General features: G+C 64.3%; 16 protein-coding genes. 7 read left to right on the top strand and 9 right to left on the bottom strand.

All coding sequences use genetic code 11. The annotated features are described in order from the left end of the window. Positions 1 to 66 precede the first annotated feature (66 nt). Positions 67 to 444 carry a glyoxalase superfamily protein gene (locus AB4Z16_RS26150; protein ID WP_441514246.1) on the top strand — a complete coding sequence of 126 codons (378 nt, stop codon included), beginning with the start codon at positions 67 to 69 and terminating at the stop codon, positions 442 to 444. 115 nt (positions 445 to 559) lie between these two features. Here AB4Z16_RS26150 and AB4Z16_RS26145 read toward each other — a convergent pair whose 3' ends face one another. Continuing rightward, entirely contained in the window at positions 560 to 1,225 is a 666-nt protein-coding gene (locus AB4Z16_RS26145) for a YggS family pyridoxal phosphate-dependent enzyme (protein ID WP_441514245.1), read from the bottom strand. Between the two features lie 169 nt (positions 1,226 to 1,394). Here AB4Z16_RS26145 and leuS point away from each other — a divergent pair, with 169 nt between their 5' ends. From leuS to holA, 3 genes are read left to right on the top strand one after another with little or no spacing between them, the layout of a single operon-like run. Next, positions 1,395 to 4,019, top strand: coding sequence for a leucine--tRNA ligase (leuS, locus tag AB4Z16_RS26140; RefSeq protein WP_441514244.1), 2,625 nt, complete (start codon positions 1,395 to 1,397; stop codon positions 4,017 to 4,019). Then, positions 4,006 to 4,539, top strand: a complete 534-nt coding sequence (locus AB4Z16_RS26135) for a hypothetical protein (RefSeq protein WP_441514243.1) — start codon at positions 4,006 to 4,008, stop codon at positions 4,537 to 4,539. Before leuS ends, AB4Z16_RS26135 begins: the two co-directional genes overlap by 14 nt. A 6-nt stretch (positions 4,540 to 4,545) precedes the next feature. Then, a complete protein-coding gene (gene holA / locus AB4Z16_RS26130) occupies positions 4,546 to 5,574 on the top strand; it encodes a DNA polymerase III subunit delta (protein WP_441514242.1) in 1,029 nt (342 codons plus the stop codon). Here holA and AB4Z16_RS26125 read toward each other — a convergent pair whose 3' ends face one another. From AB4Z16_RS26125 to hemE, 8 genes are all read right to left on the bottom strand, one after another. Further along, the gene (locus AB4Z16_RS26125) at positions 5,575 to 6,459 is read right to left on the bottom strand and encodes a ParB/RepB/Spo0J family partition protein (protein WP_441514241.1); all 885 of its coding nucleotides are present in this window, start codon (positions 6,457 to 6,459) and stop codon (positions 5,575 to 5,577) included. A 32-nt stretch (positions 6,460 to 6,491) separates the two neighbouring features. Continuing rightward, positions 6,492 to 7,322, bottom strand: a complete 831-nt coding sequence (locus AB4Z16_RS26120) for a ParA family protein (protein WP_441514240.1) — start codon at positions 7,320 to 7,322, stop codon at positions 6,492 to 6,494. Next, on the bottom strand, positions 7,319 to 7,966 hold the full coding sequence (gene rsmG, locus AB4Z16_RS26115) for a 16S rRNA (guanine(527)-N(7))-methyltransferase RsmG (protein ID WP_441514239.1): 648 nt from the start codon (positions 7,964 to 7,966) through the stop codon (positions 7,319 to 7,321). Before rsmG ends, AB4Z16_RS26120 begins: the two co-directional genes overlap by 4 nt. Continuing rightward, a complete protein-coding gene (mnmG, locus tag AB4Z16_RS26110; RefSeq protein ID WP_441514238.1) occupies positions 7,963 to 9,855 on the bottom strand; it encodes a tRNA uridine-5-carboxymethylaminomethyl(34) synthesis enzyme MnmG in 1,893 nt (630 codons plus the stop codon). The genes rsmG and mnmG overlap by 4 nt, the downstream gene beginning before the upstream one ends. 75 nt (positions 9,856 to 9,930) lie before the next feature. Next, positions 9,931 to 11,259 (bottom strand): tRNA uridine-5-carboxymethylaminomethyl(34) synthesis GTPase MnmE, encoded by a 1,329-nt coding sequence (mnmE, locus tag AB4Z16_RS26105; protein WP_441514237.1) that lies wholly within the window; start codon positions 11,257 to 11,259, stop codon positions 9,931 to 9,933. Between the two features lie 390 nt (positions 11,260 to 11,649). Then, a complete protein-coding gene (gene rho / locus AB4Z16_RS26100; RefSeq protein WP_441514236.1) occupies positions 11,650 to 12,915 on the bottom strand; it encodes a transcription termination factor Rho in 1,266 nt (421 codons plus the stop codon). A 221-nt stretch (positions 12,916 to 13,136) separates the two neighbouring features. Next, positions 13,137 to 13,559 carry a protoporphyrinogen oxidase HemJ gene (hemJ, locus tag AB4Z16_RS26095; RefSeq protein ID WP_441514235.1) on the bottom strand — a complete coding sequence of 141 codons (423 nt, stop codon included), beginning with the start codon at positions 13,557 to 13,559 and terminating at the stop codon, positions 13,137 to 13,139. A gap of 10 nt (positions 13,560 to 13,569) precedes the next feature. Beyond that, positions 13,570 to 14,622: a uroporphyrinogen decarboxylase gene (gene hemE / locus AB4Z16_RS26090; protein WP_441514234.1), complete on the bottom strand. Its 1,053-nt coding sequence runs from the start codon at positions 14,620 to 14,622 to the stop codon at positions 13,570 to 13,572. Between the two features lie 441 nt (positions 14,623 to 15,063). Here hemE and AB4Z16_RS26085 point away from each other — a divergent pair, with 441 nt between their 5' ends. The 3 genes from AB4Z16_RS26085 to AB4Z16_RS26075 are packed head-to-tail and all read left to right on the top strand — an operon-like array spanning position 15,064 to position 17,363. After that, the gene (locus tag AB4Z16_RS26085) at positions 15,064 to 15,894 is read left to right on the top strand and encodes a pyruvate, water dikinase regulatory protein (protein ID WP_441514233.1); all 831 of its coding nucleotides are present in this window, start codon (positions 15,064 to 15,066) and stop codon (positions 15,892 to 15,894) included. Further along, entirely contained in the window at positions 15,891 to 16,517 is a 627-nt protein-coding gene (locus tag AB4Z16_RS26080; RefSeq protein WP_441514232.1) for a Maf family protein, read from the top strand. Before AB4Z16_RS26085 ends, AB4Z16_RS26080 begins: the two co-directional genes overlap by 4 nt. A 12-nt stretch (positions 16,518 to 16,529) precedes the next feature. Continuing rightward, the gene (locus AB4Z16_RS26075; RefSeq protein WP_441514231.1) at positions 16,530 to 17,363 is read left to right on the top strand and encodes a shikimate dehydrogenase; all 834 of its coding nucleotides are present in this window, start codon (positions 16,530 to 16,532) and stop codon (positions 17,361 to 17,363) included. Positions 17,364 to 17,365 lie beyond the last annotated feature (2 nt).

Below are 17,365 nucleotides of genomic sequence, written 5' to 3'. Positions count from 1 at the left end.
TGGATCAGCGGCCGCGCCCACGGGCACCGTCCCATGTCGCGGCACGATCCCAATCTGAGATTTGCGATGACTGATTCGGGTTCCTCGTTCCGCTTCGGACGGATCGCCGCGATGTTGCCGGTCGCCGATATGGCCCGCGCCTGCGATTTCTACATCGGCGCTCTCGGCTTCCGAAAAACCTTCGAGAACGGCAATCCCGTCGGCTTCATGATCCTGAAGCGCGACGCCGCCGAGTTGCACCTCACGCTCCAGCCCGGCCACAGGCCGGCAGCGTTCAACGTCGCGCATATGATGGTGGAGGACATCGACGCGGTGCACTCCCTCGTCCGCGAGCGCGGCCTGCGCATCGTCAAGGGGCTGCGCGACAAGGATTACGGCCTGCGCGCCTTCGTCTTCGAGGATCCGGACGGCAACCGCATCGATGTCGGTGAGCCGCTGAAATAGGCCGTCAATTCTCGGACGCAGCGAAACGCAGACCCGGGAATCTCATGCCAAGGGAGGCTCCTTAGCCTCCCTTGGCATGAGATTCCCGGGTCAAGCCCGAGCATGACGCTTAAAATCAGCCCCGCGCGCCGAAAATCGCGCTGCCGACACGCACATAGGTCGCGCCAAGCTGGATAGCCGCCTCGTAATCGGCGCTCATACCCATCGACAAGCCCTTGAGCCCGTTGCGGGCGGCGATCTTGGCCAGCAGCCCGAAATGCGGAGAAGGCGGCTCCTCGGCGGGCGGGATACACATCAGCCCCTCGATCGCGAGACCGTGAACGTCGCGGCAGCGGGCGATGAAGGCATCGACCTCCACCGGCAGGACACCGCCCTTCTGCGACTCCTCGCCGGTGTTCACCTGCACGAACAGCCTCGGCGCGCGTCCGGCCCGCGCGATCTCGCGCGCCAGCTCCTTCGCCAGGCTCTCCCGGTCAAGCGACTGGATGACGTCGAACAGCTCCACCGCCTCGCGCGCCTTGTTCGACTGCAGCGGTCCGATCATGTGCAGTTCGGCATCGGGGAAGCGCTCTTTCAGCGAGGGCCACTTCGCCTTGGCCTCCTGGACATAGTTCTCGCCGAAGATGCGCTGTCCGGCCTCCAGCACCTCGATGATCTGTTCGACCGGCTTGGTCTTGGAGACGGCGACCAGCGCAACCGAACCCGGCTTGCGCCCGAAATCGCGCTCGGTCCGGCTGATCGCCGCCCGGATCTCAGCCAAACGCGTAACCGTATCGCTCATCTGCCAGCCTCTCATGCCCTGCGCGCCGTTGACCGCGTGCGCGCAATGGTGTCCTAGAGCAGGTTGCAAGATTCCGACATCCGGTTTTTGCATTCAGCCCCTGCGCCGGCCTGCCTCCGGGAACCGGCGAACCGCCAAGAATCGCCCGCTCAGAGAATTGCCCGCTGACATGGCCGTCGAACGCTACAATCCGAAAGAGTCCGAGCCGAAATGGCGCACCGTCTGGGAAGAGCGCAAGCTTTTCGAGACGAGGAACGACGACACGCGGCCGAGCTACTATGTCCTCGAGATGTTCCCCTATCCGTCGGGCCGCATCCATATGGGCCATGTCCGCAACTACGCGATGGGCGACGTTGTCGCGCGCTACAAGCGCGCCAAGGGCTTCTCGGTGCTGCATCCGATGGGCTGGGACGCCTTCGGCTTGCCGGCGGAGAATGCCGCCAAGCAGAAAAAGGTCCATCCGCGCGAATGGACCTACGAGAACATCGCGACGATGCGCAAGCAGCTCAAGTCGATGGGCCTGTCGCTCGACTGGAGCCGCGAGCTCGCGACCTGCGACCCCAGCTACTACCGCCACCAGCAGAAGATGTTCCTGGACTTCCTGAAGGCCGGGCTGGTCGACCGCAAGACCGCCAAGGTCAACTGGGACCCGGTCGACGAGACCGTGCTGGCCAATGAGCAGGTCATCGACGGCCGCGGCTGGCGTTCCGGTGCGCCGGTCGAGATCCGCGAGCTGACCCAGTGGTTCTTCAAGATCACCGAGTATGGTCAGGAGCTCAACGACGCGCTCGACGGCCTGACCCGCTGGCCGGAAAAGGTCCGGCTGATGCAGAAGAACTGGATCGGCCGCTCGGAAGGCCTGCTGGTTCGTTTCGCTCTCGAATCGAATGGTGCGGGGCAGGACGAGGTCGAGGTCTATACGACCCGCCCCGATACGCTGTTCGGCGCCAAGTTCGTCGCCATCGCGCCCGATCATCCGATCGCCAAGTCCATCGCGGCGAAGAGCCCCTCGCTGCAGGCCTTTATCGAGGAATGCAAGCGCACCGGCACGGCGCAGGAAGCCATCGACAAGGCCGAGAAGCTCGGTTTCGACACTGGCCTGCGCGCCGTGCACCCGCTCGATCCCAACTGGACGCTGCCGGTCTATGTCGCGAATTTCGTCTTGATGGAATACGGCACCGGCGCCATCTTCGGCTGCCCGGCGCATGACCAGCGCGACCTCGACTTCGTCAACAAGTATGGCCTGGGTAATACCCCTGTGGTAGCGCCGGAAGGCACCGATCCGGCTGGTTTCGTCATCACCGACACCGCCTATGACGGCGATGGCCGGATGATCAATTCCCGCTTCCTCGACGGTATGACCATCTCGGAAGCCAAGGAGGAGATCGCGCGCCGGCTCGAGAGCGAAACCCGCGGCAACCGCCCGGTTGGCCAGCGCAAGATCAATTTCCGCCTGCGCGATTGGGGCATCTCGCGCCAGCGCTACTGGGGCTGCCCGATCCCGGTCATCCATTGTTCCGACTGCGGAACGGTTCCGGTGCCGGATGCCGACCTGCCCGTTAAGCTGCCGGACGACGTCTCCTTCGACAAACCGGGCAACCCGCTCGACCATCATCCGAGCTGGAAACACGTCGCCTGCCCGCAATGCGGCAAACCGGCGCGGCGCGAGACCGATACGATGGATACCTTCGTCGATTCGTCCTGGTACTTCGCCCGCTTCACCGACCCGTGGCGCACCAAGAGCCCGACCGACCGCAAGGCCGTCGATCGCTTCCTCCCGGTCGACCAGTATATCGGCGGCGTCGAGCACGCGATCCTGCACCTGCTCTATTCGCGCTTCTTCACCCGCGCGATGAAGAGGACCGGCCATGCCGGCCTCGACGAGCCCTTCGCTGGTCTGTTCACCCAGGGCATGGTCGTGCACGAGACCTACCGGGCCGCCAATGGCGACTGGGTCGAGCCGGGCAATGTCCGTATCGAGGTGGCCGGCAGCGACCGCCGTGGTTTCGACGTCGAGACCGGCGCTCCGATCGAAATCGGCTCGATCGAGAAGATGTCGAAGTCGAAGAAGAACGTCGTGGACCCCGACGACATCATCGCGTCCTACGGCGCCGACACCGCACGCTGGTTCATGCTCTCGGATTCGCCGCCGGATCGCGACGTGATCTGGACCGACGAGGGCGTGCAGGGCGCCGCCCGCTTCGTCCAGCGTCTCTGGCGTCTCGTCGCTGAGATCGCCGAACGCACCGGCGGCAAGGCCGAGAAGCCTGCCCAGGTCGGTGATGCCGCGCTCGCGCTACGCAAAGCGAGCCATCGCGCTCTCGACGCGGTCGGCGCCGATATCGAGCGCCTCGGCTTCAACCGTTGCGTCGCGCATATCTACACCCTGACCAATGCCATCGGTAAGGCGCTGGACGCTGCGGCCGAGAGGCCCGAGCTCGATGCCGACATCGCCTTCGCGCTGCTTGAAGCCGCCACGATCGTCACCCAGCTCGTGGCACCGATGATGCCGCATCTGGCCGAGGAATGCTGGCAGGGTCTCCGCCAGCCTGGCCTCGTCGGCGAAGCCTCCTGGCCGGAGGTCGAGCCCGCACTGCTGAAGGACGACAGCGTCACGCTGCCCGTCCAGCTCAACGGCAAGAAGCGGGCTGAGGTGACGGTTCCCGCCGATGCCGATACGGTGGCGGTGGAAGCCGCCACCCGCGCCAGCGAAGCGGTTCAGCGGGCCCTCGAAGGGCGCGCCATCCGCAAGATCATCGTGGTTCCCGGGAGAATCGTGAATGTCGTCGTCTGAAGCCGCTCTTTCCCGCCGGACGCTGCTCGCAGCCGTGCTCGCCGCGGCAGCGCTCGCTGGAGGCTGCTTCCAGCCGCTCTATTCCGAGAACACGACGAGCACGGTCGGTGGCAGCGTCAAGACCGCGCTTCGCAGCATCGAGATTCCAGAGATCAAGGGCCTGGTGGGCCATTACTTCCGTAACGAGCTCGTCTTTGAGTTCGACGGCAGCGGTGATCCAGACGCGCAGAGGAAGCTGAGGCTCGATGCCAATATCGCGGAATCCGTCGAGGTCGTCACGGTGGATTACATCAATGGCCGCGCCGATTCGGCGGTGCTCGTCGCTACCGCAACCTGGAAAGTGACGCGCATCGGGACGGGTGAAGTCGTCTCCTCCGGCACCAATTCCGTCCGCGCGCCCTATGAGCGCTCCGGACAGCGTTTCGCCACGCTGCGTGCAGCACGTGACGCACAGATCCGCGCCGCGAAGAACCTCGCCACGATCATCCGGGGACAGATCGCCGCCGATCTCACTTCCTGACCTGCCATGGTCGCGATCAAGGCGCATGAAGCCGAACGGACACTGGCGCGCCTCGATCCGGCCTGGCGCCTTGTCCTGATCTACGGACCCGATGCTGGCCTCGTCTCCGAGCGGGCAGGCACCTTGGCCCGCGCCAGCGTCGATGATGCCAACGATGCTTTCCAGCTCATCCGCATGGATGGCGACGTCGTTGCCGCCGACCCGCTGAAGCTCGCTGACGAAGCCAACACCATCGGCCTTTTCGGCGGCCGCCGCGCAATCCGCGTCTCTCCGACATCCAAACCCCTGCTGGCGGCAGTCGAGCCGCTGTTGGCGGTGCCTTCGCAGGATGCCCTCGTCATCGTCGAGGCGGGCGATCTGCAGCGCACGAACCCGCTGCGCACCGCCTGCGAGAGGGCGAAGACCGCGCTCGCCGTGCCCTGCTATGGCGACGCAGCCCGCGATCTCGGCTCGATCATCGATGAAATGGTACGCGCCGCCGGCAAGTCGATCGACCGCACCAGCCGGGAGCATCTCGCCGGTCTTCTCGGCGGCGACCGCCAGACATCTCGCCGCGAGATCGAAAAGCTCCTGCTTTATGTCGGAACCGACCCTGCCGTGCGGGAAGAGCACATTGACGCTATCGTCGGCGACACCGCCCAGCGCGAGCAGGCCATTCTCGTCGATGCGGTCTTCGCGGGAAAGCTGCCGGTGCTCGACCTCGCTCAGGCCAAGCTCAGCAGCGAGGGATTGGACGCCGGTGTGATGCTCGGCACGGTGCTTCGCCAGGCGCTGGCCTTGCTCAAGGCGCGCCAGGCTGTCGATGCCGGGAAGGGGGTCAGAGACGTCGTCGGGACGATGCGCCTACCCTACCCCCGCATTGCCACAACCGAAGCTGCACTGAATGCCTGGTCCAGCACCAAGCTGAACGAAGCTGTCGGCCTACTCGGCAATGCGATCCTGGCCACGCGCCAGAATGCCGATATGGGTCGCGCCGTCGCGACCCGCACATTGTGGACGTTGGCTCGGCTCGCCCGCAGCGGCCGGCCTGAGTGATCAGGCCTTGAGCCGGTGGCAGAGCGCGTCGAGTTGTTCGAGCGTCTTGTAGCCGATCCGGACCTCCCCCGATCCGTTGGCGCGATGCGCGATCGAAACTGAGAGACCAAGCGCTTCCTCCAGCGCCTTCTCGAGAGCCCGCGTATCCGGATCCTTCTCTACCTTCGGCTTCGACAGCGCGACGCTCTTTGTCGTCTCGCCCCGTGCTTCTTCCTGCACGACACGCTCGATATCGCGGACGCTCATGCCTTCGTCGACGATCCGGCGCGCCATCAGTTCCGGCTCCGAAACGGAGAGGAGGGCGCGAGCGTGACCCGCTGAAACCGCGCCTTCGCTGACCATCTTGCGGACGGATTCCGGCAACTTCGACAGACGCATCGTATTGGCGACGTGGCTGCGGCTCTTGCCGATGACGCGTGCCAAATCGTTCTGCGTATAGCCGAACTCGGCGATCAACCGCTCATAGCCGGCAGCTTCCTCGATCGCGTTCAGGTCGGTGCGCTGAACGTTCTCGACGATCGCGATCTCCAGCGCTTCGCGGTCGTCCGCCTCGACCAGAATCACCGGGACATCGTGCAGTTCGGCGCGTTGCGCCGCCCGCCAGCGCCGCTCGCCGGCGATGATCTCGTAGGCATCGACCATGCCGGGGATCGAACGCACGATGATCGGCTGCAAAATGCCACGCTCGCGAATCGAAGTCGTGAGCTCGTCGAGATCCTCCTCCACGAAGCTGCGGCGCGGATTGCGCGCGCTCGGACGCAGGAACTCGACCGGCACTTTGCGTTGGCCCCGCGCCCGCTCGATTGCGCCGATTTCCTCCCCGACGTCGCCGATCAGCGCCGCCAGACCACGGCCCAGGCGTGAGCGCCCCTGTTCTTCGGCCATCGCCATCCTCGTTACCTCACCATTTCGTTTCGTCAGGCCGCGGCGCGCAGAGCGCGCTCCCGCTTGATCACCTCCGACGCCAGTCGCAGATACGCCTGCGAACCCGAGCAGCGCAGATCATAGAGCAGCGCCGGCTTCCCATAGGACGGCGCCTCGGAAACCCGCACGTTTCGTGGGATTACCGTCTCATAAACCTTGTCACCAAGGAAACTCTTCACATCCGCCATGACCTGACCCGACAGATTGTTGCGCGGGTCGAACATGGTCAGCACCACGCCCTGGATCATCAGCCGCGGATTGAGCCCGGCGCGAACTTGCTCCACCGTCTTGAGCAGCTGGCTGAGACCTTCGAGCGCGAAAAACTCGCACTGCAGCGGCACCAATACGGCGTCAGCTGCCGTCATCGCGTTTATCGTAATCAGGCTCAGCGAAGGCGGGCAGTCGATCAGGACATAGGTCAGATCCTGGCAGCGCTGGTCGTAGCACAATTCGTCAATCGCACTCTTCAACCGATGAGCGCGATCCTTGGCCGATGCGATCTCCAGTTCGACGCCGAGCAGGTCCAGCGTCGAGGGCGCCAGAGACAGGCCCGGTACGGCCGTGGGCTGGAGCGCCTGACCCAGGCCGACATCGCCGCAGAGAACATCGTAAGTCGAGGACTTCCGGCTACGGCGATCGACGCCGAGTCCGGTCGAGGCATTGCCCTGCGGGTCGAGGTCGACGATCAGCACCTTCTCGCCGATCGCGGCCAGCGCCGTGCCGAGGTTGATCGCCGTGGTCGTCTTGCCGACGCCACCCTTCTGATTCGCAAGCGCGATGACACGCGGGCGGCGCTGCGGTGGCGCAGATCTGGGTTCGGTCATGGATCGGCTCGTCTCTCGGCCGAGCGGATCATCAGGATTCGCGCGGCATCATCAGTCACGGAGGAAACCGTTGTCGCCTGAATCTTCCAATATCTGGCCGAGTCGGTCAATTCCGCATCTAGATGTTGTCCCTTGGGAAAGAGCCCAAGAGTGCCGGTTCTCAACAGCTCTTCGCACCAGTCGAGGAGCTTCGTCAGCGGCGCTAGCGCCCGGGCTGTCACCACATCGGCCTTGCCCGCGAAATCGCCGATCACATCCTCGATACGAGCGGCATGGACCTTGACCGGGGCGCCGGTAACCCGCGCCGCGTGGCGCAGAAACGCGCATTTGCGAGCATTGCTCTCGACAAGATCGATCTGACCTCGGCCACGCTCCGCAAGGCAGATACCGATCACCAGCCCCGGAAAACCGCCGCCGGAACCGAGATCGAGCCAGCGTTCGCGTTCGGGCGCGAGGCTGAAGATCTGCAGCGAGTCCGCGATATGGCGTGTCCAGACATCCGCCAGCGTCGTGGAGGAGACCAGATTCTTGGCCGCCTGCCAGCGCTCGAGCTCCGCCACGAGCAGCGCCAGGCGCTCCTCTGTTTCACGTGAAACAGGCGTCAAGCGCAAAGCGCGCTGCCTGTCGGTCTTTTCAACAGTCACGTCGATCCTGTGGATAACGGCGCCGGAAGCCGGCCCTTCCGTGCGTGTGCGGCCAACAACGCCAGAGCTGCCGGCGTCATGCCTTCGATCTTGCCGGCCTGCGCCAGGTCCGCTGGGCGCAGCGCGGCGAGCTTTGCCTTGATCTCGTTCGACAGGCCCGAAATCATGTCGAGGTCGAGATCAGCCGGAACTTTCAAAGACTGGTCGCGTCGATAAGCCTGGATCTCCGCAGCCTGCCGGTCGAGATAGACCGCATAGACTGCATCCGCGGTGACACGCGCCGTCACGGACGCGGAATAACCCTGCAGCTCAGGCCAGATCGCAGCAAGCCGCTCGAAACCGACATCGGGATAAGACAGGATTTGGTAAGCGCTGCGTCGCACTCCGTCCCGATTGAGCTGCAGGCCCACGCCCTCTGCCTGCCGAGGCGTCAACCACAGTCCCTGCAAGGTCTGGCTCAAAGCAGCGATTTCGCCGCGGCGCGCCTCAAAGGCGGCATGCCGGGCTGAGCCGACCACGCCGAGCTTCGTGCCGAAGCCCGTCAGCCGCTCATCGGCATTGTCCACGCGCAGTGACAGGCGAAATTCCGCCCGCGACGTGAACATTCGGTACGGCTCCGTAACGCCGCGCGTGACGAGGTCGTCGACGAGCACGCCGATATAGGACTGTGTTCGGTCGAAAACCACGGGCTCAGCGTCGCCAGCCAACCGTGCCGCGTTGAGTCCTGCGAGCAGTCCCTGGGCGCCCGCCTCCTCATAGCCCGTCGTTCCATTGATCTGGCCGGCCAGGAACAGGCCAGCGACGGCGTGCGTCTCCAGCGTGTTCTTCAACGCCCGCGGATCGACGAAATCGTATTCGATCGCATAGCCCGGCCGCTGCATCGTGGCGCGCTCGAGACCGGGGATGGTCTTCAGCAGACCGAGCTGGACGTCCTCGGGAAGCGAGGTCGAGATGCCGTTGGGATAGACCGTGTCGTCATCCAGCCCTTCCGGCTCCAGAAAGATCTGGTGTCCGTCGCGATCGCCAAACCTGCCGACCTTGTCCTCGATCGACGGGCAATAGCGCGGGCCGCGCCCTTCGATCTGACCCGAGAACATCGGCGCGCGATGCAGATTGGCGCGGATCAGCTCATGGCTCGCCAGCGTCGTGCGCGTGATACCGCAGGAAATCTGCGGATTAGTGATCGCTGCAGTCAGCGCCGAGAACGGCTCCGGCGGCTCGTCGCCCGGCTGCATCTCAAGTGCAGCCCAGTCGATGCTTCTACCATCGAGACGGGGAGGGGTTCCGGTCTTCAGACGCCCCAGCGGGAAGCCATAACGCTCCAGCGTCGCCGAGAGTCCGAGCGAGGGTGCCTCACCGACCCGCCCGGCCGGGATCTTGGTCTCGCCGATATGGATCAACCCGCGCAAGAAGGTCCCCGTCGTCAGCACGACCGTTCCGGTTCCGAATCGGCGCCCATCCGCAAGTATGACCGCAACAACGCGGCCAGCTTCGATCTCGAGGTCGAAGACCTCGCCGGCGACGATATCGAGCCCGGCCTGCTGCGCGAGCAGCTCCTGCACGGCTTGGCGATAGAGCTTGCGATCGGCCTGGGCGCGGGGCCCGCGCACCGCTGGTCCCTTGCGCCGGTTCAGCATACGGAACTGGATGCCCCCAAGGTCGGCCGCGCGGGCCATCACGCCGTCGAGTGCGTCGATCTCCCTTACGAGATGACCCTTGCCGAGACCGCCGATCGCGGGATTGCAAGACATCACGCCGATGGTCTCGGGCTTGTGCGTCACCAAGGCTGTACGCGCGCCATAGCGCGCCGCCGCCGCAGCCGCTTCTGCCCCGGCATGGCCGCCGCCGACGACGATGACGTCGTAGTGCTGCTGATGATGGATGGACATGCCATTTTCGCTAACGAAGCCGGGGAGGCGGGTCAACGGCAATCGCTACAAGCCAGGCGGATCATCCGCTCGGGCTTACTTTCCGATGCAGAATCCGGCGAAGAGCTGGTCGAGCACGTCCTCGACATCGATGCGGCCGACCAGCCTCTCCAGCGCAACGACCGCCAGGCGGATATCCTCCGCCAGCAACTCACCCTGGCAATGATCGGCGGTGACCGCACGCTCCAGCGCCGCGACCGCATCGCTCACCGCGACGCGATGGCGTTCACGCGTCAGGAGCGCAGGCTCCGTCTGACCGAGATCGCGCAGCCGTGCCACGATCTCCGCGAGCAGGTCAGGGATTCCCTCTCCGGTTTTCACCGAGATCGCACGTTCCCCCGCCAGTGCTTCCCCACCAAGATCCGACTTCGTCGCGACTGCCAATGTCGAAGCTTCTTGCTCGATTCGATACGTATCCGAATCGATCCCGCGCAGGCTCAGTACGAGATCAGCGCGCTCCACCAGCGCGCGTGCACGCTTGACGCCTTCGGCCTCGATCGGGTCGATGCTGTCGCGCAGTCCCGCCGTATCGACCAGGATCACCGGCAAACCTTCCAGGTCGAGGCGTACTTCCAAAGCGTCGCGCGTCGTGCCGGCAATCGGAGACACGATAGCAACCTCGCGCCGGGCGAGCGCATTGAGCAGGCTCGATTTGCCGGCATTGGGCGGGCCGGCCAGCACCACGACGAAGCCCTCGCGGACACGTTCGCCCATGGTGAAACTGCCGAGCGCCTCACGCAGCGAGCTCAGAACACCGCCGGCCAAGGCAAGTGCCTGATCCTGAAGCGGACCCGCAACATCGCCCTCGTCTGAGAAATCCAGCTCGGCGGCGAGCAAGCTCATCGCCTCGATCAACTCTCCGCGCCAGCGCTTGGCGACGAAGCCGAGGGCGCCGTCCATTTGGCGCAGGGCCTGTTTGCGCTGCCATTCCGTTTCCGAATCGATCAGGTCGGCCAAGCCTTCGACGGCTGCGAGATCGAGCTTGCCGGCCTCGAAGGCTCGCCGGGTAAATTCTCCGGCTTCCGCGAGTTTTACTCCCGGTAGTACCGTCAGTATGGCCAGTAGTTCCGCGAGAACGGCGCGCGAACCGTGGACATGAAACTCCGCGACATCCTCACCAGTGAAGCTCGCCGGTGCCGCGAAGAACAGAACGAGCGCCGTATCGACGGCCATACCTTTTCCATCCGAGAGTCGGCGGAGTGTCGCCACGCGCGGCGGCGGTATGACTCCCGCTACGGTCTCAAGGACGAAACGAACCCGCGGACCGGAGACACGTACGACCGCGACACCGGCCCGACCAGGCGCCGAGGACAGTGCCACGATCGTCGGATGGGCTTCGTAGATGTGCGTCTCAGTGGCCGTCATGCTGGTCATTCGCTGGTAGGTGTCAGGGATGGCGGCACAGCTGTGCCTTGCCCGGGCAGCGCGTCAAGCTTGCATCCTCTGGGCCCGCATTCTGCCGCGTCCCGGCCGAGCGCGCGAAGGCACAAGAAGCCCTATGTCGAGCTGGGGAGCGACCGGCCAACGATGCTCCATGCGGGAGCCCGAAGATAGGCGACCGTTCGGATTCGTTTCGATTACGAATCGAGTCCTTCTCGGAAATCTGTCTCCCGGTTGTAACGGGAGTGAATCGGTCGCCACATAGATCGGGGGCGGCGGCGGCCCGTAGCTGCGCCACAAACAAATTCGCCGCCGTCCGACCGCTTCTGCGCGATCGATACGGCGGCGAATCGAATGCCGGATCGGGTGGACCCGTCAGGTATTCATCGAGTCGAAGAATTCCGAGTTCTGCTTGGTCTGGCGCAGCTTGTCCAAAAGGAACTCGATCGCGTCCTGCGGTCCCATCGGGTTGAGGATACGGCGCAGCACATAGGTCTTCTGCAGGTCGGAGCGCGGCGTGATGAGCTCCTCCTTGCGGGTGCCGGACTTGATGATGTCGATCGCCGGGAAGATGCGCTTGTCGGCCACCTTGCGGTCGAGAATGATCTCGGAGTTACCCGTTCCCTTGAACTCCTCGAAGATCACCTCGTCCATGCGGGAGCCGGTGTCGATCAGCGCTGTCGCGACGATGGTCAGAGAGCCCCCTTCTTCGATATTGCGCGCCGCGCCGAAGAAGCGCTTCGGCCGCTGCAGGGCATTGGCGTCGACACCGCCGGTCAGCACTTTGCCCGAGGACGGAACCACGGTGTTGTAGGCGCGGCCGAGGCGCGTGATCGAATCGAGCAGGATGACGACGTCGCGGCCATGCTCGACCAGACGCTTGGCCTTCTCGATGACCATCTCCGCGACCTGGACGTGGCGCGAGGCCGGCTCGTCGAAGGTCGAGGACACGACCTCGCCCTTCACCGAGCGCTGCATGTCGGTGACTTCCTCTGGGCGCTCGTCGATCAGCAGAACGATGAGATAGCACTCGGGATGATTGGTCGTGATCGACTGGGCGATGTTCTGCAGCAGCACGGTCTTGCCGGTGCGCGGCGGCGCGACGATCAGCGCGCGCTGGCCCTTGCCGATCGGCGCCACGATGTCGATGACGCGCGGCGAGAAATCCTTCTTGGTCGGATCCTGCACCTCGAGCTTCAGCCGCTGGTCCGGGTAGAGCGGCGTCAAATTGTCGAAGTGGATCTTGTGCTTGATCTTCTCCGGGTCCTCGAAATTGATCGAGTTGACCTTGAGCAGAGCGAAATAGCGCTCGCCATCCTTGGGGCTGCGGATCGGCCCCTCGACCGTGTCGCCAGTGCGCAGACCGAACTTCCGAATCTGCGAGGGCGAGACATAGATGTCGTCGGGACCCGGCAGATAGTTCGAATCGGAGGAGCGCAGGAAGCCGAAGCCGTCCTGCAGCACCTCGACCACGCCCTCGCCCAGGATCTCGGTCTCGCGTGCGGCGAGCTGCTTCAGGATGGCGAACATCAGCTCCTGCTTGCGCATCGTGCTGGCGTTCTCGACCTCCACCTCTTCGGCAAAGGTCAGAAGTTCGGTCGGCGATTTGATCTTGAGCTCTTGGAGCTTGATTTCCCGCATGGGGCACCCGGATCGTGAACGCCCTGCGAATCGGCAGGGGTGGGGACTGTACTGGAGTGATCGACTTCGGCCCTGACCGGACCTGCGCGGGGGGTGCGCGACCTGAGCTGCTGCTAGGGCAGATCGCTCACGAACAGTCGACAACAAGGGAGGACGCTGGAGAAGCGCAGCTCCTGATAGCGGGAATCGCGGCCGGGCTCAAGCGGGAAGAATCGTCAGCGTCAGAACGGTTTCACGATGACGAGAATGACGATGACGAGCATCAGCACGGCCGGCACTTCGTTGAGGATGCGGAAATAGCGGGGAGACTTCTGGTTCTTGTCCTGGGCGAAGGCGCGGACATGCTTCACCAGCACGCCATGGATGCCAGAGAGGATCAGCACCAGCAGCAGCTTGGCATGCAGCCAGCCGCCTTTGAAGGCGAAGCCGTACCAGGAGAGGTAGAGACCGAGCACCCAGGTCAGGATCATCGCCGGGTTGATGATGCCCTTCAGCAGCCGGCGCTCCATGATCTTGAAGGTTTCGGACTGGATCGAGCCGATCTGAGCCTCGGCATGGTAGACCATCAGCCGCGGCAGATAGAGCATCCCGGCCATCCAGGAGATGACCGCGACGACGTGGAAAGCCTTGATCCACTCATACATATCCTGACCCTCAGCCCCGCACGGCCTTCAGCAGCCGCTCGACATGGGCGATTGGCGTATCCGGCAGGATGCCATGCCCGAGATTGAAGACGAACGGCCCGCCACCGAAGGCTGAGAGGATCGCCGCTATTTCCTTCTCGAGCTCCGGGCCGCCAGCCCTCAGAACGAGCGGATCGAGATTGCCCTGCACAGGTAGTTTCGACTGAATCGCGTCGCGCGCAAAGTCCCGATTGATATCGGATTCGAGCCCGACCGCATCGACACCCGTTCCAGCAACATAGTCCGGGATCAACCTGCCGGCTCCGCGTGGGAACCCGATGATGCGGGCATGGGGGTGAACCGCGCGCACGCCCTCTACGATCCGGCTGGTCGGCGCGACGCACCAGCGCCTGAAATCCTCCGGTCCCAACGCGCCTGCCCAGCTGTCGAAGATCTGCACCGCATCGACGCCGGCGGCGATCTGTGCGTTGAGATAGCTCACGGAGGCAGTGACGATGCGATCGATGATCGCCTGGAACAGTTCAGGGTCCTTCGCGAACAGGGCCTTGGCAGGTCCCTGATCGGGCGTGCCGCGGCCGGCCACCATATAGGTCGCCACAGTCCAGGGAGCCCCGCAGAAACCGATGAACCCTGTCTCGCGGGGCAAGGCACCACGCACCCGCCGCACGGTCTCCAGAATGGGATCCAGCTTGGCGCCATCGGCGAGCTGATCGATCTCTGCCAGTCTTGCGGCATCCGCGACGGGTTCCAGCCGCGGACCTTCGCCCTCTGCGAACCAGAGCTTCTGCCCGAGTGCCTGCGGCACGACGAGAATATCCGAGAACAGGATCGCGGCATCGAAGCCGAAGCGCCGGATCGGCTGGAGTGTCACCTCGGCAGCGAGCTCGGGGTTGTAGCAGAGCGCAAGGAAGCTGCCGGCCTTGGCCCGGAGCTCGCGATACTCCGGCAAATAGCGCCCCGCCTGGCGCATCAGCCAGATCGGAGGAACAGGCAATTTCTCGCCTGCCAATGCCCGAAGAAAGAGCGGCTCTGCGCTGATCGTTCCAGGGGCTGGATGGCTCATCCCGTATCCTCACTAAAAAGAGATTCTATGAAAGATTCTCTTTTTCTTTGACTCTTGGACAGGGGAGATAGCCCGGCCCAATCCTGTCCACAACCGTTCCACAGGTGGTGGGACAGCCGGTCGCGGATCTCAGGTTCGAACGATCGGGTGTTAAGGCTTTATTAACGAATTGAAATCCGCTTCCGCGCCTGCAGCGGCCAGAATGATTCACGTGAAACACTTCCTTAACCATGCACAGTCCGGCGGCTGTTGACGAACAGGGCGGGTTATACAGGCGCTCTCGCTGCCACCGCCCACAGGCCGGGTTGTCCACACCACTCCCCATGCCCCGGGAAAACTCGGAGCGGCCACGGTACCGACGCTTTCGGATCGAATGCCTGATTCCGATCCGGCCGAAAGCGCGCTAGATGAAGACAAGAGCGCTTCAGGCCGGGGGACGCCGTGGTCCGCAACTATTTCCATCTGCATCTGGTTTCAGACGCGACCGGCGAAACCCTGATCGCCGTCAGCCGTGCCGCAGCGGCACAATATGAGAGCGTGTCCGCTATCGAGCATGTCTACCCGCTGGTGCGCTCGGAGGCTCAGCTCGCCCGCGTTCTGGCCGAAATCGAATCCTCACCCGGCGTCGTGCTCTACACGCTGGTCGAACCTGAATGGCAGGAAAAGCTCGAGAACTTCTGCCGCGAGCTGGGCTGCCCCTGTCTCTCGGTGCTGCAGCCGGTGCTGTCGCTGTTCCAATCCTATCTCGGCCAGGCCTCCGCGACGAAGCCGGGCGCGCAGCACGTTCTCAATACCGAGTACTTCCGCCGCATCGATGCGATGAACTACACGCTGCTCCATGACGACGGGCAGATGGGCGGCGATCTCGACAATGCCGACGTCATCCTGGTCGGCATCAGCCGGACGTCGAAGACACCGACGAGCATCTATCTCGCCAATCGCGGCATCAAGACCGCCAATATCCCTCTCGTGCCGAATATTCCGCTGCCTGTGGAACTGGAGAGCGCCAAGAAGCCGCTGATCGTCGGCCTGATCGCCAGCCCCGATCGCATCGTTCAGATCCGCCAGAATCGCCTCCTGTCCCTACGCGCCGACGATGAGACATCCTATGTTGATCCGGCGGCGGTCGCCGACGAAGTTTCGCAGTCGCGACGGCTTTGCGCCCGCAAGGGCTGGCCGGTCATTGATGTGACCCGTCGCTCGATCGAGGAGACTGCAGCATCGATCGTCGACCTGCTGCGCGACCACCGCATGAAGTTCATCGCGACATGATCATATCCAACAGTCTTTGGCTCGAAGCACAGCCCTTGATCCTCGCCTCCGGGAGCACGACCCGCCGCGAGATGCTGGCTGCGGCCGGCATTCCGGTAGAGGTGCTGAAGCCCGAGATCGACGAGCGCGCGGTAGAGCATCCGCTGGTCGAGCAGCATGTCCCGGCAGACCAGATCGCAGCGGCGCTTGCCTGCGCCAAGGCTCTCTCTGTGTCGAACGCGCGGCCGGGTCGTCTCGTCCTTGCCGCCGACCAGACCCTGACCTGCGACGGAATCACCTTCCACAAGCCGGTCGATGACTTCGCAGCTGCCGAGCAGATCGCGGAGCTCGCCGGCAGGACGCACGAACTCCACTCCGCCTTCGTCCTGGCGAGGGATGGCGCGCCGATCGCCGAAGGGCGCGAGACCGCGCGGATGACCATGCGTTCTCTCGATTCCGACTTCATCGGGCTCTATGTCGATCTGGTCGGCCCTGCGGCTCTGTCCAGCGTCGGCGGCTATCAGCTTGAAGGGCTGGGCGCCCAGCTCTTCGACACCGTCGAAGGCAATCACTTCACCATACTGGGCCTGCCCTTGCTTGCCGTTCTCGCCGCCCTGCGCGATCTCGGCTGTCTCGCCCGCTGACTGGACTATCCCATGCCGCCTCGCTGCTTCGTTGTTGGACACCCCATCGCTCATTCGCGCTCGCCGATGATCCATGGCGAGTGGCTCCGCCAATACCGGATCGCCGGTTCCTATCAGCGCGTCGATGTCGCACCGCCCGATCTGCCCGCCTTCATCCAGCGCTTGCGCGACGGTGAATTCGCCGGCGGCAATGTCACCGTGCCGCACAAGGAAGCAGTGATGGTGCTGGTCGATGAGGTCAGCGATGCCGGCCGGGCGGTCGGCGCGGTCAACACGCTCTGGCGCGAGGGCAATCGCGTATTGGCTGATAACAGCGATGTGCCGGGCTTCCTCGCTCATCTCGATGCGACCGTGCCGGATTGGCAGGGGCGTGTCGGAACAGCACTCGTCCTGGGCGCCGGCGGGGCCGCGCGCGGCATCTGCTACGGGCTGAAGTCGCGGGGCGTCGACCGCGTCGTCGTCGTCAATCGCAGCCGCGAGCGCGCAGAGGAATTGGCTGCTGCCTTGGGGCGGCCGCTTGAGACCGGAGACTGGGATCAGCGCGACCGGCTCGTCGGGCAGGCCGATCTCATCGTGAACGCGACGGCCTTGGGCATGCAGGGCAAACCGCCGCTGGAGATCGATCTCGCGGCGCTCCGGCCCGGCACCATCGTCGACGACATCGTCTATGCGCCTCTCAAGACGGCGCTCCTCGCGGCGGCCGAGAGTCGCGGCGGCGTTCCGGTCGATGGTCTGGGCATGCTGCTGCATCAAGCGGTACCCGGCTTCGCTCGCTGGTTCGGCGTAACGCCGGAAGTGACGCCGGCCCTGCGCGCCCTGATCGAAGCCGATATCCTGAAGACCTGATT

It is taken from the genome of Allobosea sp. TAF32 (assembly GCF_052113585.1).
Taxonomy (GTDB): domain Bacteria; phylum Pseudomonadota; class Alphaproteobacteria; order Rhizobiales; family Beijerinckiaceae; genus Allobosea.
The sequence above is the reverse complement of the archived record's forward strand: the minus strand, read 5'-3'. Positions and strand labels throughout refer to the sequence as shown.